Annotated in this window: 23 protein-coding genes; 4 read left to right on the forward strand and 19 right to left on the reverse strand. The window is 54.0% G+C overall.

The window, feature by feature from the left end; all coding sequences use genetic code 11:
* Nucleotides 1-1,709 (reverse strand): glycoside hydrolase TIM-barrel-like domain-containing protein (locus tag PPL9_RS23745; RefSeq protein ID WP_200962364.1); only part of this gene is annotated, 1,709 nt, incomplete at its 3' end.
* Nucleotides 1,710-1,835: 126 nt separating this feature from the next.
* On the opposite strand from PPL9_RS23745, the gene PPL9_RS23750 reads away from it, so the two are divergent.
* Nucleotides 1,836-3,401: an LA2681 family HEPN domain-containing protein gene (locus PPL9_RS23750; RefSeq protein ID WP_152986812.1), complete on the forward strand. Its 1,566-nt coding sequence runs from the start codon at nucleotides 1,836-1,838 to the stop codon at nucleotides 3,399-3,401.
* Nucleotides 3,402-3,413: 12 nt separating this feature from the next.
* On the opposite strand, the gene PPL9_RS23755 is transcribed toward PPL9_RS23750, so the two are convergent.
* Genes PPL9_RS23755 through PPL9_RS23805 form a run of 11 tightly spaced genes read right to left on the reverse strand, consistent with a single transcriptional unit; the run spans nucleotide 3,414 to nucleotide 10,865 of the window.
* On the reverse strand, nucleotides 3,414-3,845 hold the full coding sequence (locus tag PPL9_RS23755) for an NlpC/P60 family protein (protein ID WP_057465041.1): 432 nt from the start codon (nucleotides 3,843-3,845) through the stop codon (nucleotides 3,414-3,416).
* Entirely contained in the window at nucleotides 3,842-4,726 is an 885-nt protein-coding gene (locus tag PPL9_RS23760; RefSeq protein ID WP_057465042.1) for a DUF2163 domain-containing protein, read from the reverse strand. Before PPL9_RS23760 ends, PPL9_RS23755 begins: the two co-directional genes overlap by 4 nt.
* Before the next feature lie 5 nt (nucleotides 4,727-4,731).
* Nucleotides 4,732-5,361, reverse strand: coding sequence for a DUF2460 domain-containing protein (locus PPL9_RS23765; protein ID WP_057465043.1), 630 nt, complete (start codon nucleotides 5,359-5,361; stop codon nucleotides 4,732-4,734).
* On the reverse strand, nucleotides 5,361-7,361 hold the full coding sequence (locus tag PPL9_RS23770) for a phage tail tape measure C-terminal domain-containing protein (RefSeq protein ID WP_057465044.1): 2,001 nt from the start codon (nucleotides 7,359-7,361) through the stop codon (nucleotides 5,361-5,363). Before PPL9_RS23770 ends, PPL9_RS23765 begins: the two co-directional genes overlap by 1 nt.
* Complete coding sequence (locus tag PPL9_RS32745; protein WP_057465045.1) at nucleotides 7,354-7,545, reverse strand: hypothetical protein; 192 nt, start codon at nucleotides 7,543-7,545, stop codon at nucleotides 7,354-7,356. Before PPL9_RS32745 ends, PPL9_RS23770 begins: the two co-directional genes overlap by 8 nt.
* The gene (locus PPL9_RS23780; RefSeq protein WP_057465046.1) at nucleotides 7,542-8,069 is read right to left on the reverse strand and encodes a hypothetical protein; all 528 of its coding nucleotides are present in this window, start codon (nucleotides 8,067-8,069) and stop codon (nucleotides 7,542-7,544) included. The genes PPL9_RS32745 and PPL9_RS23780 overlap by 4 nt, the downstream gene beginning before the upstream one ends.
* A gap of 60 nt (nucleotides 8,070-8,129) precedes the next feature.
* Complete coding sequence (locus tag PPL9_RS23785) at nucleotides 8,130-9,089, reverse strand: phage tail tube protein (RefSeq protein ID WP_057465047.1); 960 nt, start codon at nucleotides 9,087-9,089, stop codon at nucleotides 8,130-8,132.
* A gap of 12 nt (nucleotides 9,090-9,101) precedes the next feature.
* The gene (locus tag PPL9_RS23790; protein WP_057465048.1) at nucleotides 9,102-9,542 is read right to left on the reverse strand and encodes a hypothetical protein; all 441 of its coding nucleotides are present in this window, start codon (nucleotides 9,540-9,542) and stop codon (nucleotides 9,102-9,104) included.
* Nucleotides 9,542-10,189, reverse strand: a complete 648-nt coding sequence (locus PPL9_RS23795; RefSeq protein ID WP_057465049.1) for a DUF6441 family protein — start codon at nucleotides 10,187-10,189, stop codon at nucleotides 9,542-9,544. Before PPL9_RS23795 ends, PPL9_RS23790 begins: the two co-directional genes overlap by 1 nt.
* Complete coding sequence (locus PPL9_RS23800) at nucleotides 10,186-10,521, reverse strand: hypothetical protein (protein WP_057465050.1); 336 nt, start codon at nucleotides 10,519-10,521, stop codon at nucleotides 10,186-10,188. Before PPL9_RS23800 ends, PPL9_RS23795 begins: the two co-directional genes overlap by 4 nt.
* Complete coding sequence (locus tag PPL9_RS23805; protein WP_057465051.1) at nucleotides 10,521-10,865, reverse strand: DUF2190 family protein; 345 nt, start codon at nucleotides 10,863-10,865, stop codon at nucleotides 10,521-10,523. The genes PPL9_RS23800 and PPL9_RS23805 overlap by 1 nt, the downstream gene beginning before the upstream one ends.
* 375 nt (nucleotides 10,866-11,240) lie before the next feature.
* Between PPL9_RS23805 and PPL9_RS23810 the strand changes: the two genes are divergently transcribed.
* On the forward strand, nucleotides 11,241-11,990 hold the full coding sequence (locus PPL9_RS23810) for a hypothetical protein (RefSeq protein WP_152986813.1): 750 nt from the start codon (nucleotides 11,241-11,243) through the stop codon (nucleotides 11,988-11,990).
* 246 nt (nucleotides 11,991-12,236) lie between these two features.
* On the opposite strand, the gene PPL9_RS23815 is transcribed toward PPL9_RS23810, so the two are convergent.
* Genes PPL9_RS23815 through PPL9_RS23840 form a run of 6 tightly spaced genes read right to left on the reverse strand, consistent with a single transcriptional unit; the run spans nucleotide 12,237 to nucleotide 19,949 of the window.
* Nucleotides 12,237-14,267: a prohead protease/major capsid protein fusion protein gene (locus tag PPL9_RS23815; RefSeq protein ID WP_057465053.1), complete on the reverse strand. Its 2,031-nt coding sequence runs from the start codon at nucleotides 14,265-14,267 to the stop codon at nucleotides 12,237-12,239.
* Nucleotides 14,267-15,805: a phage portal protein gene (locus PPL9_RS23820; RefSeq protein ID WP_057465054.1), complete on the reverse strand. Its 1,539-nt coding sequence runs from the start codon at nucleotides 15,803-15,805 to the stop codon at nucleotides 14,267-14,269. Before PPL9_RS23820 ends, PPL9_RS23815 begins: the two co-directional genes overlap by 1 nt.
* Nucleotides 15,802-16,011, reverse strand: a complete 210-nt coding sequence (locus PPL9_RS23825) for a hypothetical protein (protein ID WP_057465055.1) — start codon at nucleotides 16,009-16,011, stop codon at nucleotides 15,802-15,804. The genes PPL9_RS23820 and PPL9_RS23825 overlap by 4 nt, the downstream gene beginning before the upstream one ends.
* On the reverse strand, nucleotides 16,008-17,993 hold the full coding sequence (locus PPL9_RS23830; protein WP_200962365.1) for a phage terminase large subunit family protein: 1,986 nt from the start codon (nucleotides 17,991-17,993) through the stop codon (nucleotides 16,008-16,010). Before PPL9_RS23830 ends, PPL9_RS23825 begins: the two co-directional genes overlap by 4 nt.
* A complete protein-coding gene (locus PPL9_RS23835) occupies nucleotides 17,986-18,564 on the reverse strand; it encodes a hypothetical protein (RefSeq protein ID WP_057465056.1) in 579 nt (192 codons plus the stop codon). The genes PPL9_RS23830 and PPL9_RS23835 overlap by 8 nt, the downstream gene beginning before the upstream one ends.
* A 44-nt stretch (nucleotides 18,565-18,608) precedes the next feature.
* Complete coding sequence (locus tag PPL9_RS23840; RefSeq protein ID WP_057465057.1) at nucleotides 18,609-19,949, reverse strand: site-specific DNA-methyltransferase; 1,341 nt, start codon at nucleotides 19,947-19,949, stop codon at nucleotides 18,609-18,611.
* A 745-nt stretch (nucleotides 19,950-20,694) separates the two neighbouring features.
* Here PPL9_RS23840 and PPL9_RS23845 point away from each other — a divergent pair.
* Both PPL9_RS23845 and PPL9_RS23850 read left to right on the forward strand, forming a co-directional pair.
* Nucleotides 20,695-20,898 (forward strand): hypothetical protein, encoded by a 204-nt coding sequence (locus PPL9_RS23845; protein ID WP_057465058.1) that lies wholly within the window; start codon nucleotides 20,695-20,697, stop codon nucleotides 20,896-20,898.
* A gap of 98 nt (nucleotides 20,899-20,996) precedes the next feature.
* Nucleotides 20,997-21,218, forward strand: coding sequence for a hypothetical protein (locus PPL9_RS23850; RefSeq protein WP_057465059.1), 222 nt, complete (start codon nucleotides 20,997-20,999; stop codon nucleotides 21,216-21,218).
* 252 nt (nucleotides 21,219-21,470) lie between these two features.
* Here PPL9_RS23850 and PPL9_RS23855 read toward each other — a convergent pair whose 3' ends face one another.
* A complete protein-coding gene (locus PPL9_RS23855; RefSeq protein ID WP_057465090.1) occupies nucleotides 21,471-21,734 on the reverse strand; it encodes a hypothetical protein in 264 nt (87 codons plus the stop codon).
* Nucleotides 21,735-22,183 lie beyond the last annotated feature (449 nt).

Below are 22,183 nucleotides of genomic sequence, written 5' to 3' on the forward strand. Positions count from 1 at the left end.
ATGTGCGGGTGGATCTGTGCGTCCAAATGATCAAAACCATCGCGCCAATCGGAGAGTGGCATGTAATTGTCGATGCCGATAAAGGCGCAGGCTTCATGGGCCCAGAGAGGATCAAGATGGAAGAAAAGGTCGCCGCTATCATCTTGTGGCCTGAAGCCAAAATACTCGGACCAGTCGGCGGCATAGGAGAGCTTGGCATCTGCTCCCAAAACAGAGCGCACATCACTTAAGAGACTGGCCCATAGATCGACGGTGGGAAAGCTGTTTGCCGCACTTCGCACCTGGTTAAGGCCGCGCATTTCTGAGCCAATGAGAAATGCATCGACACCACCGGCAGCTTTGCAAAGATGCGCGTAGTGCAGGATCATCCGGCGCAGGCCCCAGTCACCCGGTGGTCCACTCCAGGAGATATTTGCTCCGCTTACACTGAAATCTCCAATGGAGGTAGAGCCAAACAGCGCAGACACTTGTCCTGCTGCTGCTTCATTCTTGTCTACCGAGCCAGCAAAGCCGGGAGCTGGGGTGCACGTTATCCTGCCGCGCCAGGGATAGGCGGGTTGCCCGGTTGTGCTGGCATTATCGCTGTAAGGATCGGGCAAGGTATTGTCTGGCGGAATATCCATCAGGATGAAAGGATAGAAGGTCACTCGCAGACCACGTGCTTTGATCTCTTTGATTGCCTCTACAACAGAAAAATCAGCTGGTGTGCCGCCAAAGATCGGATCGCCCTTATCATCACGGCTCACCAGAACAGCATCAGACCTGCTGATGCCATTGACGCTCCATGACGTGCTGGCGTTCTTGATCGATTGATCAACGCCGGGACGGATCTTGCAAGTCCCACACCTAAGGTCATCGCCAAACCAGGCAACCACAAGTGAGATACTTTGGATATTTGGGGCCGAGGCCTGCAAGCGGTCTAGAGCACCGATGAGATCGGCTTGTGTTGCTTCTGCATTTACGTTGATGCCGGTTGTCTTGGCGCCGCCTTCGGTTTTGGTCACCTGCCGTGTGGCGTAGACATACTCGCCTGATGCTGGGATTAGCGTGATCGACTGCAATCGTCCTTCCGGTGTGTCGTCTAACAGTGGGCGAAACACTTCCACCGTGATCTGCGGAATGCGGTTGCCATAGCTTTCCAATAGCAGCTCTTCAAAGACCAGATAGGCTGTGCCGCGATAGGCCGGTGCCGCGTTCATCCTGGCCTTGATGAAGGGATCTGGCTCTTGGGCCTCATCGCCTGCATACCAGCGCCAGGTGACACCTTGCAGGTCCATGAGCTCACCATCGGCCCAGATGCGGCCAATGCCGGTAAGAACTCCTTCGCAGAGTGCAATGGCAAACGAGGCATAATAGGCATAGGTGGTTGTTGTGACCTTTGGCCCTCCGCCCTTGCCTCCACCTTGGGTTTGCTGGTTGATCTCTTCGCGAAAGTCCGTGGCCCAGATGATGTTGCCGCCAATCCTCATGCGGCCAAATACACGGGGGATGACGGCACCTTCCGTTGAGGTGGTGATCTGGAGGCGGTCGAGCCGCTGGCCCTTGATGGTTTGATCGGGAAGCGTTGTGCTGATCAGCCAGCTGTCAATATACGAGCCAGCTGCAGCACCAATCGCACCGCCAATGGTGGCTGCGGTTATGCCGAGAAATGAACCGCCGATGGCCCCGCCCACGGCGGTGCCAACAGCGCCAAGGACAAGTGTGGCCATGGAGAATCCTTAGTTTCGAAGGAACGTACACGAGATACAAAGCTGCACTTTTCCAAGAAATGAGCTTATTGTACTTTGCAACTTATTGGGGTTATTTCACTACGCCAGTTGTGACAGGAGTTAGCTGTGACTGATCAACTCATTGATGAGATTAGCCGATGTCGGGACTCTGATCCTGTGAGAGCGCTTAAGCTCCTTGAAAAGTTATCCGACTCTCCTCGAGAGATGATAATCAGAGCGATCACATTGATTGACTGCGGTGATGCAATCCACTGCTACGAAAGTGTACGCGAAGGTGTTGAAATATTAGGGCAATATGAAATTGCGCGAGCAGGTACGTTTGAGCAAGCTTTTAATCTGGCCAACGGCCTACAGATAATGTCACGGTTAGTTTATGGCCCTTCATGTGCTTTCTTAGGTGAAACACCATTGAACCGGTTTCGGGCTAGAGTATTATTTGGCAAATCGATTAGTTCTGAGAGAGATCCTGATAAGCTAAAAACCCAAGCTTCTACAAATATTGGCATATTACTTCAAGAAGAAGGGAGATGGATCGAAGCACTTGATTGTTTCCAGAGTGCCGTTCAGCTTTATTCTCAAAATGGTGTAGCCGCATTTCAAGAAATGCGATCTCTGATGAAGTTTGTGAGTTTAGTTTGGTCTCGGCATGACACATACAAAAGCTACACGCATGTAGACGCGACAGTTTCACGAGTACATGACTTGGCCTACCTGGTGGAGGGAAACTATTCGACAATCAGAGAATTTTCTGGGCCCAGTGCGCTACCAGTAGTTCAGAAGGCGGTACAGAATGCGAAAGCGGCCTCTACGGTACCTAACTACCCTCCTCAGGATCCGTACTTTCAATTTGTAAAGAACAATAATCTCTCACTATCTGTTTGCTCTAGCTCAGAAGAATATGCCAACGGGCGATTTGATCTCCTTTCTATCCCTACATTGTCGCAAGACAAAAATGATCCTCATCTGGTTCCTGAGGTATTCGGGATGATGAACATAGTTAAATCTGATTTTGCCCTTGCTCGGCAGATGTTTTTTGAATCTTCCAATTGTGAATGGGACAGTGTTTTCAGGGAGACCACTTCGCATAGCGATACATTAGATTATGGATTGTATGGGGTGAGGTACTCTGCTTTGACCACCGCGCAACGTATCGCTTACGATATTTTCGACAAAATTGCAGTTCTAGCATCAACTTATTTAAATGTGCCTCGGGCGCATCAAACGGACTTCCTAAAAATGTGGTGGAAGTTCAAGAAGAATAAGAACGATAAACAGGAGTTCAAGCCAGAAATAGAGCGTGAACTTCGATTTGGGAATTCTGGTCTCATGGCTTTACTAAGCCTTTCAAATGACCTCACAAAAAACAAAACCTTAGGAAATGGGTATTTAGAGAAACATCGATCCTTCAGAAGGTCTTCAACTCACAGATTTACAGTCCTACACGATGAAGGCGGTTCCGACCTACTCTCAAACTCGAAAGCGATTGAACATGAAAACATCATGAAGTTTGAAGGTTTGTGTTTGAACACAATCAAGCTCGCAAGAGCGGCAATTTTCTATCTGGTCGATACCATTATTTGCATCGAAGACCGAAAGAATAATGAGTCTGGTGCTTTACGAATTACTTCTGAAGTTCCAGATCATGACAGGGTGAGAGGTCGCAAAAAATAACCGTTATGCTGTTCATCTCCGGAACATAAACCCAAAAGCCAGCCTTCGCCTCCACGCTGAGGCGAGTTGCTGCTCGATCACCCCAACCCGCTCATAAGCGTGGATGAAGTGGTTGGCATCGCTCATGATCCCGCAATGCTTGGCGATGGCAGCATCCTTCATCCGAAACAGCAAAATGCAGCCGGGCTTGATTTCCTCAAGCGCCACCGGCAGCAGCCACTTGTTTGCCCCTTCCGCTAAAACCTCTGTGTTTCCGGCTTCCCCCCAATCCCGTGTGTAGGGCGGGATGTTGGTGGGCTCATCACCCATGACCTCACGCCAGACACCACGAATGAGCCCAAGACAATCGCAGCCCACGCCGCAAACGCTGGCCTGATCGTGATAGGGTGTGCCGATCCAGCGCCGTGCTGCTGTGATGATGCGCTCTGCCTGATCCTCGTTCACAGCGGCGCGCCCTTATGACCTCGGCTGTTGGCTGCATACCGGATCAGCGTGTCATTGCCGGGAATATGCGGAAAGCCGCGATAGTTATCGCCGTTGCTGAACTTTTCCAGACAAGTTTGCCAGAGCTTGTCACAGCCGGCTTTAATCTGGAAAGTATCTCCTACCTTGATTGGTTGCACCGGCGCTTCCAGCAACGTGACTATGGTGACGCCGGAGGTGAACTCATGCCGTGAGATTTCCACCTGACGACCTTTGTTACCTCCGCTCTGCCAGGTGAGCAGCCCAAGGGCAAACCAGTCTGCTGCAAACGCATCCATACCAGAGACGACAAAGCCATGATCGCCGATGAGGCTGGTGACGGTGCCTGTGGCCTGAAACTGTGATGTTTCCAGATTGACTTTGCAGCGGCTATCGCCAAGGGCTGCATCACAAGCGTTCTGGAAGGTGCGGCCCACGCTTTGCTCCAGCACATGTGCCATGCTGCGGACTTCCGCGACAAAGGCGGTTTTGCCACGCCGGATCTGGCCGATGGACCCGCGCCGCATTAAGACACGTTCCTCTGTGTTCTGCCAGTTAACGCGCCAGACTTCCACTCTGGCATTGTCCCAGAGACCGGCAAAGATATCGCTCTCAGAGATGCGATGGGAAGAAAGCACGCCTTCCGCTTCCTGTGCATCAACAGCAAGGCCAGAAGAGGCACGCAGTTCTGACGGAATGAGGCCGGTCTGAGGTTCAAAGCTGACACCGGCAAAGTGTAGGGCCAAGTCATGGTCGGTAAAGCCAAAGGCCACGCCATCCTTGCGGGTTAGCCGCCAACACCAGCACAGCGTTGTGGTTCCACTGGCAAGATGAGCGGCCAGGTCTTCAGAGAGTTTTTTCATGGATGTCAGGTGTCCCGAACTTCAATCAAGGGAATGGAGGTGATGGAACCAAGGCGTTCCAGATCCAACGTGACGTCAATGCTGTCGGTGTCAAAGCGGCAGGGTACGTCGAACTCAAAGCCAGCGGTGATGATCGCTCCTTTTGCCGGAGCGCTATCAAAGCTGACGAGACCGGTGGCAAGATCAGCTGTCCAGCCACTTGATCGCTCAGTCCCGTTCACAGCCAACCGGATGCTGCCAGCAACAGGTTTCCTGATGGAACGCCAGTATCCAAGCGCCTCGGTGCCGAAAAGCTTGCGCAGCTGGAACTCGGTCTTTGTCCCATCGCCCATACCCAGCAGCTGATCCAGAGGCGAGATGGCTTTGGAGGGCAGGGAGCTTTTGTAGTCAGCCCAGTCCTTGAAGCGGAACGCATAAAGGCGACCATTGCGGGCTTCAAAGAAGGCGGTCACCTCTTGCAGCTGATCACTACTGCGAATGCCAAAGGCAACATCATATTCGCGCCTTGAGTTGGCCCAGGAGGCATTGCGTTCCTCAAATCCGGAATAAAGCTCCACCACTTGCGTGCGGCGGCGCGGTCCACCTCTGGCACCACGGCTGATCTTTTCCGGGAAGCGCACATCGTGAAAGACCATCACAGTCCTCTGCGGCCACGGGCGACCGCCCGCTGAACGTCAGCAGCAACTTGCGTTCTGGACTGGCGGAAGGATTCCACATCGCGGGTTTGGATGTTGACGATCACAGGCGGCATGGATTGCTGCCTCTCCCCGCGGCCTCTGAACTCATCAATGATGCGTTCTTGCGGGTGCATGAGAGCCATAAAACCACCGCGGCCATCAAGCCCGCCATTGCGCGGTGCCGAGCCCGTATGCCCGCCGCCAGCAAAACTTGTGGCAGGTGTCAGGAATGATTTGAAGAAACCTGCCAACAGGTTTTGCAGACCACCTGATGGATTGCTCAACCCACCTGAAAGACCCGAGGCAATGGGCCCGAAGATAAAACGCCGTGCCGCAAGCTTTGCCATGTCGGCAATCAGCGAAGTGATCAGGCTTTTAAACTCCAGCTTGCCGGATTGGACGAAGTTCGCGATGGCTTGCTCCCCATCAGAGAACACTTTGACGATGCGATCACCGAAAGCAGCGCCAATATCACGGGCACTGGCCACATAGGCATCAAGGGAGGCAAGAGCTGCTTCCCATCCAGTCTTGGCTTCCTCTGCAGCTTTCTTGACTGCCTTGCCGGTCTTGTCTGCTGTCTCTGCAATGCGGGTGAGAGCATTTTGCACGGCGCGCGTTTTGATGGCAGAGAACAGCTCACCCATGGGATCCTGTTTTGAGATTTCCCGAACGCGCTCATCCAGAGCTTTGGAGGCAGCTGCCACCTGACCGGCATAAGGATTGGCGATCTGTTCAATCTGGATGTTTTTGAGCTGGCCAATGCGGAAATTCTCATCAAGGCCTGGAATATTGGATAGAACCCGGTCGGCGGCCTGGATCAGCGTATTGAGGCCCTCAATGGTTTTGCTGATCATCAGATTGATACCGCGGATGACCGCATTGGTGGTACCGATCATGACAGCTGCAAAGGCTGCCGGAAGCTGCTCCCATATGGTTTTGATGATAACATAGGTGATCTTCATCTCGTTGATGATGAAGTTTCCGGTGGCTTTGGTTGCCACGACAACACGGGTCCAGGTCGCCTCAAACCAAGGCGCCAGCGCGTTGATGATGGGGGCTATGAGGCTATTAAAACCATCACGGATAAGCTGCCAAACAGCGAGCAGCGTGTCACCCATGGTGACTGAGACATCGGTGGTTTGATTGATCTCATAGGTCAAACCTGCAAGGGCGGCTGTCACCACTCCAACAGCGACAGCCACCGGCCAGAACCTGCGGGCTGCACCTATGAGGAGAGATCTTAAGTCCTTAAACGCTCCAGAAACCCCTCCATTGCCAAAGCCATAGATCTGGGCAAGCTGTGTGCCTTGCTGAACCAGCACCAGAAATGGGTTCTGCCCGCCTGCCAGCGAGACGCCGATATCATTCACCTGAAAGAACATTTGCTGCAGGCGCAGTGTCGCTCCTCGCGACGCACGCGCCATGCGGGTCAAAGTGGTGGTTCTGTTTTTCAAAACAGCAATGCTCAGCAAAGCTTCCCGGCGCTCACGAGAAATGGCAGCTGTCATCTCATTTACAGAAAGCGCTCCCTCCAGATGGGCAGCTTTGATTTCAGAAAGGGCTTGGCGGTACTTACGGATGACACCGAAGATTGGATTGTATCTTGCGCGTAGATCATCCAGTGCTTGGCCTTGCGCCAAATACGCGGCGGTGGTCTTACCAATGGCGGGTGTCACACCGGTCATGCGGTTGATCTGATCAATCAGTGGCGTTGTAGCAGATGCTGTGGCTTTCAGCGCATTGGCTGAACGGGCAGCTTTAGCGGCAAGCTGCTCTAACTGTTCCCGGCCTCGGGCAATAGCCAAGGAGACCTGATCCAAGCCTGCATTAGCGGCCTCGTTGGCAGAGCCAATCTGAGTAAGGGCTGCACTGCCGGACTTACCAATGGCAACAAGATCGTCTTTAAGTGCTTTACCGCCAATAGCCGCCAGTCTGACAGAGACCTTGCGCTCAACCATCTGCCTGTAGCCTCTCGTTGATCTTAGCGCAGGCGATTTGCTCGACCTCTGGAAGGATCAAGGCTGCGAGATATGGATTGGCACCAAGACCATCAGCAAGGTTCAAAGCTGCCACCATGTCCCAGCCCACCACCACATAACCATTCATCGAAGAAACCGTGCGCACTTGTCCGCCCAATCTCATGACAACCTGCCAGAGCCGTCTGCCTTGTTGGGTTTGCGGCTGGTTTTGCCGCTGCGGGCAGTCTTTGCATTTACTGGGGCACGCGCTGCAATACTCGGCGCCGCCACTGAAGTGCCATTCAGCAAGGGCGCTAAGGCGTTTTTTTCTGAAGTAATGATCTCGCCCACCTGAAGCCAATGCTGCATGTAATAAAGTAGCCAGGCATCGGCTACTTGTGGGTGGCGCAAGAATGCTGCGATGTGGTCAGGTGTCAACTGTGACTTGGTGCCTGCTTCATCTTCAACACCTTCCCAATCCCGTATGACTTGCTCTGCAACGACTAATGAGAGAACGCGAGCAAGCTTGGAGGCTTTGCCGGGCTCAAGGGCCTCTGACAGGGTTTCATTTCCAGCAAGAGCCGTCAGTCGCTCATCCTCACGGGCTGCGTCCATGATGTCGGTGACGGCAGGATCGGCCAGAACCCGAATGCCAGCTTCGGGGATGAGGTCATACCATTTGGGCTCTAAGCTGAGATCAAGGCGCATGGCAGTCTCCTTGTCGCGTTTTCCCGAAAAGTGGGTTCAGTTTTCGGATAAGAAAACGATCTAAACTGATGGGTTGTCATAGGAAGCAACATCATTTTGAAGCGTGGCGGTTGCCATTCGGCCCAAGGTCTCATCACGGGCCGCTTGCCAGGCAAAACTCACCTGAACACCGCCAGGACCTTCAATGGTAAGCTTAGGCTTGGGCAAGTACACTGCATGGGCAACAAGCTCGAAACTAGTGTCACTGCCCAGCGCATAGCGGAAACTCAGTTTGCAGGGATCGCCAGAAAGTGCCTGGGACAGCAAGGTCTGGTCAGCAAAGCGCACATCGATGGTGCCAGACAGCATGGCCATCGCCGGATCTGCGCCATCAATCATGCCGTCACCGCGGATAGTCTCAACGGGTTCTAGATTGTTGGTGTAGGTGATTTGGCCAGAAGTGATGTTGCCGAGCTGAGTATCGTTACGCAGGATGGAGCCGCTAAACGAGCCAAACCGTTTGAGGGGCAGCTGTTCCAGATCTCCGGTGTTGGAGCTGGTGCCAGTAACTTCGCCCTGAGCAATCAAGTTGAGGGTGGCCGTCACCAGTCCGGAGCGCTGCATGGTCCAGCTGATGGAGTTGGCCCTGCATCCGGTGTTCATGGCAAAGTAGGGTACATCCGGCATGCCCACCTCAATGGCAAGACTGGGCAGGTCCCATTTGCCACTTTGAAACTCATGCGAATAGGGCGCTGCAGAACCTGTTGTTTCCGGTTCGCCGAATAGAGCTTTTAGCCAAATGCCGAGATAGCGCACATCAATGGGCATGCTGATATCGCCTTCTGTGGTGATGGCATCTTTGACCGGCGGATAGGGATCGCGGCCCTGACCCAGAAGCTCGCTTTCCAGCAAGGGCTGTTCGCTGCCGAGATTGGAACTGGCAAAGGGCAGTTTCCAATAGGACCCAGCAGCTGGTGCTGTGCCATAAGTGGCTTCAAAGGCGGCAGCGATAACAGAGCGGGCACCTCGGGCACGGGCCATGACTAGTCCTTTCTAGGCAAGAGGATCGGATGCGGCGTAGATGAGTTTGATGGTGACGGTTGCAGCCTTGATGGTCTCTGTGCCGTCCACTGCCAGATCAATAGGCGCTGGGGCTTCAGCTTCCACGTAATCGCACAGGCCGCCAAGATTGCGGTCAGCTGCAATCGCTGTACCCACCGCCTGCTTCAGAGCATCAAAGGCAGTGTCCCGCGCATCAGCTTCACGAGCTTCAACCAGCAGATCCACTTCAGCGCGGTGTTCATAAAGATACGTGGGCGGTGAGAGCGTGACCTCCGGCTCACCCGGATCGCCATCGCGCAGGATCAAGATGCCTGCTTCAGGAATGCGTTCAGGATAGGCTTCGTTGCGTAGGAGTTTAACGTCTGTAGGCGTGTTGCTTTGCAGCATCTCGAACAAAGCGCTCAGCACTTGCTCAGAGGTGCTTAAGCCCATCAGCGGTCCTTCCAGTTGGCAACAATCAAACCGGGCAGACGGCTTTCCCAAAGCTCGGTATCACGGTCCAAATCCAGGCGTTTCTTGAGTTTGACTTGAGGCACCAGCAAAAACACAGGGATGGTCTGCGCCCCGGTCAGGATACCATCCTTGCGCCGCCGGCCCCCTTTCTTTCCAATGCGCCCACGTTTGGTAAAGCGGGCATCCTCTGCGACCAGCAACGAGGGCTGTCCGCGCCGATAGACAAAGCGCAGACGAAATCCGGTGCGCCGTTCAAAACCGCCAGGGGTGATGCGTTTGTTTTGCGGGCCGCGCATGTTGGCGGCAAGGCCAATGGGAATGGCTAAAAAGAAGCCGTCATTGGAGCGGATGAGAACGCCGCGATCATGAGCATCCACTACCTTGCTGGCCCGGCTATAAACCAGACTGGCTGCCTTGAGGCTTTTACCCCGCAACGGATAACTCTGCTGTCGGATGGTTCGCGCCAGTTTAGTGCCAAGGCCAGCACTTTGGATCTGCGAGCGCCAATCTTCCTTGAGCCCCCAACCGGCAGAGCGAATGCCTTTGGTGACAGCGTGCTCGGCAAGCTCCAGCTCTTTTACCATCAGGTCTTCTGGGGAGCCGTTGACCTTGACGAGGAGCTTCATAAGCTGGCAGCTTCCCCCTGCCAGATAAGTCGCTCACGGTCTCTGGCTGGTTCGCCGGTAAGCTCGTAGACTTGCCCTGAAGGAGTGGCGTCTTCGGCTAAGAGCTCGAAGGTATCGTGTTTGGATAGCTCAGGGACTTCGCTTACCCGAACATCAATGAACATGGCATCTTGGCGAAACCTGCCGCTATTGAACTGCTGCAGGGCGTCGGGGGAGCGCAAGATAATGCGCACAGGTATGCTATCAACTTTGCCTTGTTTTCGATAAAGCGCAGAATACGCCATGCTGTCATCGGCAAAAATCAGATCGATCGCCGACTTGAAAAACTCCATCAGCCAAACGAGCTGTTAAGGCGTACTTTGCCAAGGGTGTCTGTTGCCCCACCGCCAACTGCTTCAGTCGCAGCCCCTATGAGTGTGTTGTTGGTAGCAACGTTGGTGCAGTGTTTGGCCGTGTTGTCCCAATAGACAGCAGCGCCCAAGCTCCAGGCTTCTGATGGCGCTTTGGCGAGCTCATAGGTGCCGACCAAATTGAGGACACCGCTTGTGTTCTCAGCGATATCGCCAGCGGCAACGCCGAAGATGGTGCCGAGTAGGATGCCAGATCCTGAGGTGATCGACGCGCCGGTGTCGTTGGTGAACGTGAGCGCGTTTCCTTGAGTGATGAAGTTCTTCATGGGGGACCTTTGGGATGGAAACAAGGGTGAGAAAATGAATGCGGCGGTGAGAGAGCACCGCTGAGATTGTGCTGCTGGTAGGCGCCAATCTACGCCATTGATTAACTTATGTCCGGCTTAGATGCATTCGTTTTAGCTGGCGGCAATTCGGACATTTATTGAAAATAGGAAAGATTGTTTCTTACAGATTGCTACTTATTTAAAAATATAGACCTTTAATTGTATTTCATGCTACTAAGTTCCTGTAGAGATTTACGGACTACTTATTAGATATTTGACCTCCAGCTGTTTTATTCCTTTATAAGAAACCGATAATAATTGCCGATTTTCAGTGCTAAAAAGGCACTGTTTAGACTAATGATATGTATAGGTAACATGAATACTTCTTTCCCTAAATGGGTGTTTGATTTTCCGGAAAATTACAGTTGGACTTATGATTTCGTACTCAATTATGGGTCTAATGATTTCGTCATTATGATAGATGAGGATGATGGGCAGCCTCCCTATTACTCTTGGTATTCCCCTCATCTCGAAGAATTATCGGATGTAGATTTAATGGCCCACAGAGCTGCAGCGTTGAAAGCTCTTTTCGATGGTGCGATGTTACTTCATCGGCGAGGGAGTTTCTATCACCGTGGGATTGTCGCCCCGAATGGCACATCGTCAAGCTCTTTCAATAAAAATATTGAATTTCCTTTCGAGCCCTTTTCTTGCAATTGGAAGTCTTCCAACTGCAGCGACCACTCCCGTCCTATACGGCATGTCGTCAGCCGAAACATCCACCTCGCACACTATTGTGATACGATAAAAAACATGCTGATTTTTCTCGGATACAATGGAGTGAGCTGGATTACTCTTTATGCAATGAAAGATTTTATTAAGTCTTTTGGTTGGGATGATAATAAAATTGCAAATGCCTCTGGATGCAATACCCAAAAGCTAAAGTTGTTTAGTCAAACAGCAAACAACTTTGCTGCGATTGGTCCACTAGCACGGCACGGTCAAACAGGGTGGCAGCCTCCATCTGTTCCAATGTCTCTACATGATGCAACCGAGCTGATATTGAGTTGCGTTGATGCCTTTTGTGAAGAGAGAGCACATCAAAAAGGGGTAGGTAAACCTTGAAATGATGAGCCCTAAGCGAGATTATGCAAGCTACCCATTGTGTTTCTATATTCACAGCCGCTCCGTCTGCTCGACACAAGTATGAACTGAAACAGAAGTTTCAGTCATGAGGGCTTTTATCTATTTTGTGCAATGCACATATTCACTTGAGGTTGCCATGGACAAAGCAATAGGGGACATATTCTCTCCAACACCTTGCTCTGGAAGAGCCTGACAGACGTGGGTGCGTCTTGAGCCTCCAGAACGTTACGAAGCTGTCGCTCCAGGGTTCTTGTAGAGCCCGCGGTGATCAATGGCCTTGGCGGCAAAGTCGTGCCGAGCCTTGATCTCGATGCCATCCACCTCAAAGCCTGTGCGGGTTTCTGTAAAGACGCCTTCCTGCCCTTCCAGATAGGCGAACTCCACCGTATCAATGCGTGCCGGATCTGCAGCCATGAACCAGGGATCCTGGCCTGATGCTGGAATGAGGCGCGGCTCTTCGATGGGTTCCAAGCGTCCGGCGTACGCATTCACATCTGCGGTATTTGCGGGTGTGGTGGCAGTAATCTGCTTGCGTGCTTCGACTGACCGTGGACCCGGCGGGGTGATGATGTAACGTGGCTGGATGGAAATCAGTCTGCCTTCAAGCCCCTTGTGTTGACCAAAAGCTCGATAGGCTACGGTGAGCGAGGTCTCGTCAATCCGGGCAGCAGTTCCCAGATTGTTATGTTTTGCATGGAATAACGCGGTACCATCCTGCATGACCGGATTGTCCTTGAGGATGGCGTAGACGATGTCGCTTTCAAGGTCTGCGGCTGAGGCTCCGAACGAGCGCGGAATGCGGGTAAAAGCATCCAGATCATCATTGATCAGCGCCTGTCGGGTGATGGCGATGATCTTGCCGTAGGTGGCCAGTGCATAGACTTCCTTGCCTTCGCCCATGGTTCCGTATTGGAACTCACCAGATTCCAGCACTTTTTGTAAGTCAGGCGCACCGCCAAGCTGGGTGCGCTGTACGGGTTTGAAGTCAACGATGGTTGTACGCCGCGCCCAGGGGCGGAAGGTGCGCGGGGTGATGTCATAAGAATCGCGCAAGGTCTTGCCGGCCACATTAGCTAGGATAGCTGGAAAGTCTGAGGTTGCATGATAGCCAGCTGAGCGCATGGCAAAGGCGGCGGTGGCGAGCTCCATCTTGCTCATGCCAAGGGTGCTGAAACCGCGCCTTTCCAAAGCATGGCGAGCGAGTTCCAAAAGCGTCATGCCACGGAATTGCCGGGCGTCCTCATTAAGTTTGTTGAGATCGGGCGATGCGCGGTGTTGCAATGCATTGGTGAGGGCATCGCGATAAGAGATCTCTCGAGTGTCTTGTCCTCGTGCTTCTGCTGGGGCAGGCTCTGTGGTTTTACCTTTGAGCGGATCGGCCTCATAGATCTTGTCGAGTATTTCAGAGCGGGCGGTCTCCAGGGACACGCCACGGGTGATGAGATCATCTGAATAGCTTTCTTCCAGTTTATGACGCCGGCAAAGCTGAGTGATGGTGCTGACGCGGGTGCGCTCTTCTGCACGCACGCTCTCAACGTTTGGTGCTTCCTCCGTGGGCACTGAGGGCGAAGCTGTTTGCTCTAGTGTTTTCGGAGGGTTTGTCCTTGTCTTATCTTCTGCTGGTGGGGCTTTGGGCGTATCGGGCATCAATGCCTCCTTGGGCGAGGGGGAGAACGGCACACTGCGAATAAGGGTGCAGGGACTGAAGGAGTGGGGCATTTCTCCTATGGCCCGTGTTTGCGCACCCGGATCAGCTGGAATGGCGACTGCTGAGACTTCCAGAGGCTCCCAGTCGGTGGCTCGCCAAAGCTCGCGCTTGCTTTTCTGTTCGGTGATCTCGTAAGAATGCACCCGGTAGCCAACAGAGACACTACGAACCGAACCTTCCAGGATGCGCTGGACAATGCCAGAGGCATCAGGCGCATCCGTCAGCCGGATCGTGGCAAAGCCTTTCCCGTCTTGAAGTCGTACGGAGCCAGGAACTACAGAACCGAGAACATTCTCCAGCCGCCAGGCATTGTGGGAGTTGAGGAACGGAGCACCGGCATCCAGCCTGCCCAGGCGAACAGATCGCTCATCCACCTGCAGCTCTTCATCATATTCAACAAGCTCATCCCAACCTTCCCAGCGCATGCGCTGCACGGTGGCCCCTGTCGTCCAGACAATCTCAATGGTGCGTGCATCACGATCCACGCTGTCTGCACGCACTTCTGCAGCCCGCCCCAAAAGCGGCAGGCCTAACGTTTGTTCTGGCATCAGGTTTCGTCTTTCGCTGTGCTGCTGGATGGTTCTGGTTGCGGGCCCGCTTCGAGTTCAGCTTGTGCAAGACCAGCACGGGAGACCTTGCGTGGATCGCTGTCGAGAACCAGGCCGAGGTTGTCGGTCTCCTCAAGGAAGGCAGCTTGTTCTTCCACCACCTCTCGGGGGTCATAGCCACGCTTGGCGATCTGCTGGGGCAGGGAGGTGAAGCCCGCTCTGGTCTCAATAAGATCGGTTTCAGCATCCTGCTTGGGATTAACGCTTTCAAACTTGGGCGGTGCCCATTCAGCTGGCACTTCGAGCGTGTCGATAAGCCCTGCGGTAAAGGCGGCCTCAATAAACCAGGCCCAGATACGCTCGCAGAACATCGGGATAATGATGTGCCACTGCACCTGATCAACCATGCGGCGGAACTCATTCAGTCCAGCGCGGTTGGAGGAGAAGTTGGCCTGACTGAGGTCACCCGTCATCAGCGCATAAGGCACCCGAAAACCCGAGGCGATGATATGCATCTGCACCCGGTTCCACTCTGCAATGCCGCCTGAATGACCGGGTGTGTTGAAGCGAATGTCTTTGCCGCCCCGCGCATAGGCAATCATGCCGGGCGAGAACTGCTCGATCTGGTTGCCGTCAGCATCTTCAACTGAGGGGGCAACAGAAGCGCCGCCATCGCCGTCTTCGCCAAGCACCACACCGACCAGACAGGCTTCGGTTTTCTTGCGCACCATTTCAGCAAGCTGCCAGTCCCCCAGATCCCGCAGCGCTGTCATGGCCGGCGTTCCCCAGGGCACGCCGCGAGACTGCACCCGCTGACGCTCAAACAGGTGCGCTACCATGTCAGAAGGAATGCGAACGGATTCCAGTCGGCGGGTAAAAGCTGAGGTGGTATCGCCCGGATGGTCGGGAAACATCCAGTAGGCAGTACGCTGGCCTGTCTTGTCGTATTCAATGCCCTGACGGATAGAATTGTCTTTGGCCTCGCTTAGGCGAGAGGTATCCAAATGATCGGCTTCCCGCAGCTCGACCTGCAACGGAACCTTGCCTTTCGAGCTACGCTGAGGGCGTTTGATAGCAAAGACCTCGCCACCTTCAATCATCTCACGCACCGCTAAACTTAGCAGCCCATGAAAGTCTGTATGACCATGGGCATCGCAGGACTTGGACCACGCGTTCCAGAGTTTGTCGATCTTCTTGTTGCGCGCTTTGCTCGTTGTTGCCGCCCGTGGCCGGATGCCGGGACCAACCATGTTGTTGACCAGCACCTGAACCGCTTGAGCTGCTAGTGGATTGTTGCGCACCAGATCACGCATGCGCTCCCGCAGAAGACCGCCTGCTGCTGTGATCTCACTATCCGCAGCCGTATTGCTGGAACGCCATCCGTCGCTTAAGCGTCCTTTTTGCGCGCCTTCATAAAGCCGGCGCAGGTTGGCAAGGGTGGCGCGGCTGGCATAGCGCTTTGCAGCCCGCGTTGGTGAGAACAAGGCCAGAGCGCGATCGCTCCAGGTGAAAGGAACGTGCACCGACTTCGTTCTCATCGGATCTCCCGGGTGAACCGAACAAAGCCTGCCACCGGCTTTTTCCTGCCATTTGAGGCAGAGATCTTAGCTTCAATAATGCGAATGCGGGTTAGCAGCTGGGCACCGCTGTCATACTCAACCGTTTTGCCCTCATAGGACACACGGGTGGCACCGGCTGCATAGGCTTTCTTCAAGGCTGCCAGCTCTGCCGATGTCCAGCTCATTTGAACCAGTTCCTCCGTTGTTTGCCGAACCAGGTGTTTTGCTTGATCTTGCGGGAGCGTCGCTGGCGGCGTGGTTGGCCTGCTGGTTCTGGGGTGGATTGCTGGGCTTGCCTTAGCTGGGCTTCCAGATCCTGCCAACGGCTTTCATCCCATCGGTCGATGCCCAGCAGCCATGCCACCGCGCGGGCATAGACGCGGCAATCAAGGGCCTCGTTGCGTTCTCGGGTTTTTACCCATTCTGATTTGGCAAACCCAGTGCGCTTGTTTTTGCGTTGAACCAACTGCTCGGCGGTGATCTGCTTGAACCATTCAGCGGTAATGCCCTGTCCTACATGGATGAAGCCTGCAGGATAGGCTTTGCCAAGAGCAAGGTCTTCGTCGGTGGGCACATTCAAGCGGAAATAGCGATAGGTCTCTAACTTGAAAACGGAAACGGCCACATTCCAAAGAGCCACACCGCGGGAGATTTTGCGCCCGCCCTCAGTCACGTCCACATAGCTTGGCCCATCAACAGGGGCGATGCGATCAAACCCGCCGCGGCCCTTGAGGGCAATCACCTGGCCACGTCCCATCTTGCGCACCCAAGCATAAACTGAATCCACGGTCATGCCATCGCCGGTATCAATGCCAACGCGGGCAAGAGACATGGGCACACCGCTTTCATGAGGCCAGGTACTGGTGCAAAGCTCGGTCAACGCTTCCCAGACGTCATCGCTGAAAACATCGCCATCCAGCGTGATGTGATCAACCAACCAGCTCTCACTACCTCTGCCCCAGGCCCAGACATCTGCCTCTAATCGCCCGGTTCGCTGAACATCAACGCCCATGGTAAGCACCAAGCCGCCATGTGGGACAGTGCCAAGTTTGAAGGTCTCTCGGCGCTCATAGAGCTTTTGCCAATCCGGCGCTTCGCCTTGTTCTTCCCAGGTCTCGCCAAGGGTAGTGTTCTTGAACGCCTTGAGAAGCGCATCCTTACCCTGTGCTGTTTCCCAGGAGCGGGCAATCGCCTCCCAGGACAGCCAGCCAATGGGAGAATAAAGCCCTGAGATATGAAACCCAACAATACCAGCTTCATGGGCCTTGAGGATTAATTCAGGATCTGCAGTTGGTTGCCAGCACGCACCATTTTCAAGATCCATCATCCATGTCTTAAAGCGCTCCTCGATCGGTTGGTCGCAATGCTCACAGAGGTAGCGTACGGAACGCGGAACGCCCCAATCCCACTTGAGGCGCTCGAACTTTAGATGTTGTAGGCCCAGACAATGGGGGCAGGGCACGAAGTAGCGGTTCTGGTCACTCAGCTCGAACTCTGCTTCGATGCGCGAGGCTCCCTTGATGGTTGGCGTGGACGAGATGTAGATCTTCTTGCGCCGGCCAAACGTATGGGTGCGTGCTTCAGCCAACGTGACCGGATCGCCTTCCTCATCCAGATCATCTTTGTAAGCATCCACCTCATCCAGATGCACATAGCGAATTGGCATGGACCTGAGGCCCGCTGCTGAGTTGCCGCCAGCAATGAAGAGATGACCGCCAGGATAGCTTTTTTCCAATTGCGTGTTGCCGCTGTCTCGCGACTTGGCCGGGGCCACTATCCCTCGTATCGTTGGTGTTGCCTCAATCATCGGATCCACCCGCTGGCGGGAGAACCGCTTGGCAGTGGTCTCATTGGCTTGCACGGCTAAAAACGGAGCGGGCGCCACCTCCATGGTGTGCCCGATCCAGTTGATGCCCACCTCCGTCGCGCCAACCTGAGCGGATTTGGCAAAGATGATCTTCTGAGCCCAGTGACTTGGTGAGAGCGCATCCATAATGGCGCGCATAAACGGGGTGCGCGAACTTGCGTATTTGCCGGGTTCTGCTGCGCCCTTTGAGGATAGATAGCGTTTGGCATCAGCCCACTGCGTAACCGTAAGCGCCGGATCCGGGGCCAGTCCCGAAAGCCAGGCGGTTTGAATGTCACTTGTGCCCTGATACTCACCCACCGAGCTCTATCTTGATTTCGGAAAGCCGGGCTAAGTGGTCACGAATGACCTCATCAAGCAACTGTTCCATCTTGTGGGCATCGACGCCAAGCTCAGCTGCCATATTGGCGGCAACACGAGCTGGCAGTTGCAGCCATGAATCTCGTTCTTTGCGCGCCAGATCAAACACATGGTTCACTGCTGCCTGACGGTCGATAAGCTCGCCCTTGAGCTGTTGCAGGAGCAGCTTGGAGCGCTGTGCTTTTAGGGCCTCGTTGGCGGCGCGGGCCTTGGCGTAGGTGATGCCTTGGGAACCGCCGAGTTGGTCTGAGCCTTCAGGAATGGCAGGAGGTGCTGCTGGTCTTGCTTCTTCTGATCTAGATTGCCCAGACTTCGTGTGTTTGCGTGAACGTCGCTTGGAGCCATCGGTTGATGTTGCCCATTGAACATCTGCTTTAGCTGGATCAATGCTGCCATCTGCTTCAAGCGTAATCCTGCCGGATTGGATCGCCTTACGAACGGCCATATCGGTCGCACCAGGTAATTCCAAAGCTTTGCGATGCTCCGCATAAGCGCGCCGAGATAGCCCCATCAGTCCGATCCTTTGAATGGTTTCGGTTCGATTGTGCGTTGGCTTCAGGAACTGACCACAGCTCTGATGTCATCAAAGCTACGCTTATCACCTGCAAGCGTTGCTTGCCTGCCGGTATACTCCTGCCAACGGGCCACAATCACATCGCAGTATTTGGGATCAAGCTCCATGAGCCGCGCCTTGCGACCTGTCTTTTCGCAGGCAATCAGTGTGGAGCCTGAGCCGCCAAACGGATCCAGCATCAGGTCGCCGGGCTTGGTGGAGTTCTCCAGCATCTGCTGAATGAGAGATACTGGCTTCATGGTTGGGTGTTCCAAACTTCTCACCGGCTTGTCGTGATGGATGACAGTGCTATCGAGTGAGCGCATGGTCATCTTCTCCCCTTCAACGATGACCACCTGATCACCCAAGTCGATCTGTAGACTGCCATCCGGCATTACCCGCAAGGATTTGCCATCGTCCTCGAACACAGTCGTATTAGTGCGCCCGCCATACCAGCTGTGAGAGGCTCCAAGTTTCCAGCCGTAGAGGATAGGTTCGTGGCGCCACTGGTAATCGGCGTGCCCAATCACCAAAGCCGGTTTGACCCAGATGAGGCAGCTGGACAGTTTGAAACCGGCCTCTACAAAAGCACGCCGGAAACTCACGCCTTCAGTCTCAGAGTGCGCCACATAGATGGGTGCGCCTACACGCACTACCGCTGCAGTACAGGAAAACGCATCCACTAGAAACTTGCGGAAGGCGTCTTTACTGAGATTATCGTTCTTGATCTTTCCTGCCACCCCTTCGTAGTTCACGTTGTAGGGAGGATCGGTCCAGACAGCATCGATCAATGCGCCATCGCACAACATGCCCATCTGATCTGAAGACGTGCTGTCGCCGCACATGAGGCGGTGTTCGCCCAAAAGCCAGATGGAACCTGGAACAGACGCATGAACTGGCTCTGGTGAGGGAACATGGTCCTCGTCACCCAGTGGAGGTGGTGGAGTGTCTTCGCCTCCAAACCCTAAAAGCTCGCCAAGCTCCTCATCGGAAAACCCCAGCACATCCAGATCGAAGCTGACGTCACTAAGCGCAGCCAGTTCCTCACGCAGCAAGGTCTCATCCCAACCGGCATTTTCCGCGATCCTGTTATCAGCAATGATTAAGGCTCGACGCTGCACCTCGTTTAGATGCGATAGCCGGATAACCGGAACTTCTTCAAGTTGCAGCTGCTGTGCGGCCAGCAGACGCCCATGGCCGGCAATGATGTCGTTGTCCCCGCCAATTAGGATCGGGTTGGTAAAACCGAACTCAGCAATGGAGCTTGCAATCTGCGTGATCTGCCAGTCAGGATGCGTTCGCGCGTTGCGGGCATAGGGCACCAGCTCCGTAACGGGTATCATCTCGACTTGCAAAGAATAGCTCCTGTCGGCTTAGTGCGAACCATGGAAATCAGGGTGCGAACCCGCGAACCTTAAGTGCGAACCTAGGCTGCGAACCCAAACCTCCAAGTTCGCACCTTCAGGTGATTTTTGAGATCAGAGTGCCACCGTTAAAATGCTCGATGCAACAATGCTTTATTGAGACATGTTGCGGTGCAGCGTTCTCATTCGTTTCCGCTAGGGTGCGAACCGCGAACCCAAAGTGCGAACCCAAAATTTTGGTCTGTGACTGGCGATCTGGTGCGCAAAGCCCCACCGCATACGATTGCGGCCCGGAAGGACCCAAAAGCCGGGGTAGGGGAAGCATGGTATGGGATTGCGAGGAGGATATTGCACGGCTTGACTGCGGCTGGAGGAGGAGACCACGGCACCGCCGAGCATAGCGATAAACTGCCCGAGAGAGCCCGATTCTGTCGCGCCAGAAGTACGGGGTCATTTGTAGGGGAGTGCGGGGCAATGCATTTGAACACAGCCCAACGTGAGTGCGAGACAATAGCAGGCGGGATGGGACGGCACCAGCAAGCAAGACGCCTCTTGTTTTAAAGCGCGCACCAGCCACACTCAACGACAGCGACACATCCGCAAAACCAACGGTATGACACCTATAAGCCCTTGATTGTGCGGGTGGGTATGGCATTGCGCGGTACCGAGTAGAACCAACTCAAGCCATGTGTAGGAGGCACAAGCGAGAAGAGGAGCAAGCGCCATGCACGTGACTTACATCTACACAGAGCACCCCCAATGGGGCACAGAAATCCTACGCTATACAAACGAGGAAATGCGAGAGATCTTTGGCGACAAGAAAGCTGAGGAGCTGTGGTCGGGCAAGATCATCCTGCACAAGGGTGGCGCGTACCTGGACATGCTCAGCGCCGCCAGAGAGAAGCTAGCAGCTGAACTGGAAGCCTGAATCTAGCCCAACCCGTAAATAAGCCTGACCCCGCCAGCGGTGCGGGGTTGTGGTCGTGAAACCGAGCAGGGGGCTCGGTGGCAACAGAGGGAAGTTCTATGAGAACCAGCACAATCAGGATTGCAGCACACGACTTAGCCAAGGTCGGATTTGACGAACACAGGCCCTATGAGGCCTGCGACCCGATCGCCCATGCCCTTGATGACAAAGCCGCGATCAAGGCGCGGGTCAATGCAGACAGCATGACACTGACGGTGGAAGTGAATACCAATCAGCTTCTTGATGCAGCAACCACACTGCGAGAACTCGGGCTGATTTGAGCCAGACAGATTTTAGGATATGGATTGTACCCCGCCTCGTGCGGGGTTTGCCTTTTGGCAGGGTGGTTCAGCCAGAAGCCTGATTTGAGGCAATGGAGGCCAATACCCCTTCCGGGTCTCTAGTGAAGCCCCTTCCCGGTCTATGGATGATCATTGGAAACTCAGGTCAAATTCGAAAAGGCCTGAGAGGCACTGCACCTCTCAAGCCAGAATATTCCATGAGAGGCAGGACCTCTCGGTATTCCATATTTTTTAGTCTTTTGAGACTTCCAGTGCGCAAGGATCAAGTAGATCGGAGATCCTCTCGCTACTTGCCTGCGCATTTTCTATGTGATTGCGCACAGTATCAAACAGCGTCAGCAACGCTTCATATTCCTGGGTATGCTCCATGCGCTCGCTCATCACCACGCTCATGGAATAGACTAGATTTTTGAGGTGGTTGGTTGATAATCGAAGCTGATCCACTTCATTGCGAAGGGACGTATGGGCACATTTCTCTTTACCAGTATCAGTCATCATAAAGCCTTCTCTGTTGGCTTGTTGAACAAACCACTCCACAGAAGGCTTGTGACAACCCACTGGTGAGCGGGAGGTTCACAACCTGACAGAGACAGGCGGGTTTATTCCCCCCGCGAGAGGGTATTATATTCACCGCCCTCCCGCCCATAAGCGAGAGCTTGCGTAAGGAGAACTAACTCCAAACACAAATGACCGCGGTTTACGGCTACGGTGACCGCTCTGTAAAAGAGGTTGTGATGCCTCAAGATGACCATGCGATGATTGGCGCAAGGTGTCAATGCAAGGAAACCGAATTCCTCCACAAACCCATGGCATTAGCCGGTAGCAAAGGGCTTTAGTTGTGCACTCTGGAATTGGACGGTTCTAAGAAAATGTCTCTCTGAAAGACATGACAAAACTCTTGGGTGACCTTTTGGAAGCACCTAAAAGCTGATGATTGTTCAGCA

Source organism: Pseudovibrio sp. POLY-S9, from assembly GCF_001431305.1.
Taxonomy (GTDB): domain Bacteria; phylum Pseudomonadota; class Alphaproteobacteria; order Rhizobiales; family Stappiaceae; genus Pseudovibrio.

What these genes read in the sequence shown, in the direction of transcription:
- PPL9_RS23840 (WP_057465057.1), bottom strand. Translation starts at nt 19,949, where the DNA reads ATGATACCCGTTACGGAGCTGGTGCCCTATGCCCGCAACGCGCGAACG.
- PPL9_RS23765 (WP_057465043.1), bottom strand. Translation starts at nt 5,361, where the DNA reads ATGGTCTTTCACGATGTGCGCTTCCCGGAAAAGATCAGCCGTGGTGCC.
- PPL9_RS32745 (WP_057465045.1), bottom strand. Translation starts at nt 7,545, where the DNA reads ATGAGATTGGGCGGACAAGTGCGCACGGTTTCTTCGATGAATGGTTAT.
- PPL9_RS23770 (WP_057465044.1), bottom strand. Translation starts at nt 7,361, where the DNA reads ATGGTTGAGCGCAAGGTCTCTGTCAGACTGGCGGCTATTGGCGGTAAA.
- PPL9_RS23795 (WP_057465049.1), bottom strand. Translation starts at nt 10,189, where the DNA reads ATGAAGCTCCTCGTCAAGGTCAACGGCTCCCCAGAAGACCTGATGGTA.
- PPL9_RS23845 (WP_057465058.1), top strand. Translation starts at nt 20,695, where the DNA reads ATGCACGTGACTTACATCTACACAGAGCACCCCCAATGGGGCACAGAA.
- PPL9_RS23760 (WP_057465042.1), bottom strand. Translation starts at nt 4,726, where the DNA reads ATGAAAAAACTCTCTGAAGACCTGGCCGCTCATCTTGCCAGTGGAACC.
- PPL9_RS23825 (WP_057465055.1), bottom strand. Translation starts at nt 16,011, where the DNA reads ATGAGCTGGACATCGGCAGAGCTGGCAGCCTTGAAGAAAGCCTATGCA.
- PPL9_RS23785 (WP_057465047.1), bottom strand. Translation starts at nt 9,089, where the DNA reads ATGGCCCGTGCCCGAGGTGCCCGCTCTGTTATCGCTGCCGCCTTTGAA.
- PPL9_RS23800 (WP_057465050.1), bottom strand. Translation starts at nt 10,521, where the DNA reads ATGGAGTTTTTCAAGTCGGCGATCGATCTGATTTTTGCCGATGACAGC.
- PPL9_RS23810 (WP_152986813.1), top strand. Translation starts at nt 11,241, where the DNA reads ATGAATACTTCTTTCCCTAAATGGGTGTTTGATTTTCCGGAAAATTAC.
- PPL9_RS23815 (WP_057465053.1), bottom strand. Translation starts at nt 14,267, where the DNA reads ATGCCAGAACAAACGTTAGGCCTGCCGCTTTTGGGGCGGGCTGCAGAA.
- PPL9_RS23835 (WP_057465056.1), bottom strand. Translation starts at nt 18,564, where the DNA reads ATGGGGCTATCTCGGCGCGCTTATGCGGAGCATCGCAAAGCTTTGGAA.
- PPL9_RS23855 (WP_057465090.1), bottom strand. Translation starts at nt 21,734, where the DNA reads ATGACTGATACTGGTAAAGAGAAATGTGCCCATACGTCCCTTCGCAAT.
- PPL9_RS23850 (WP_057465059.1), top strand. Translation starts at nt 20,997, where the DNA reads ATGAGAACCAGCACAATCAGGATTGCAGCACACGACTTAGCCAAGGTC.
- PPL9_RS23780 (WP_057465046.1), bottom strand. Translation starts at nt 8,069, where the DNA reads ATGCGCCTTGATCTCAGCTTAGAGCCCAAATGGTATGACCTCATCCCC.
- PPL9_RS23805 (WP_057465051.1), bottom strand. Translation starts at nt 10,865, where the DNA reads ATGAAGAACTTCATCACTCAAGGAAACGCGCTCACGTTCACCAACGAC.
- PPL9_RS23790 (WP_057465048.1), bottom strand. Translation starts at nt 9,542, where the DNA reads ATGGGCTTAAGCACCTCTGAGCAAGTGCTGAGCGCTTTGTTCGAGATG.
- PPL9_RS23820 (WP_057465054.1), bottom strand. Translation starts at nt 15,805, where the DNA reads ATGAGAACGAAGTCGGTGCACGTTCCTTTCACCTGGAGCGATCGCGCT.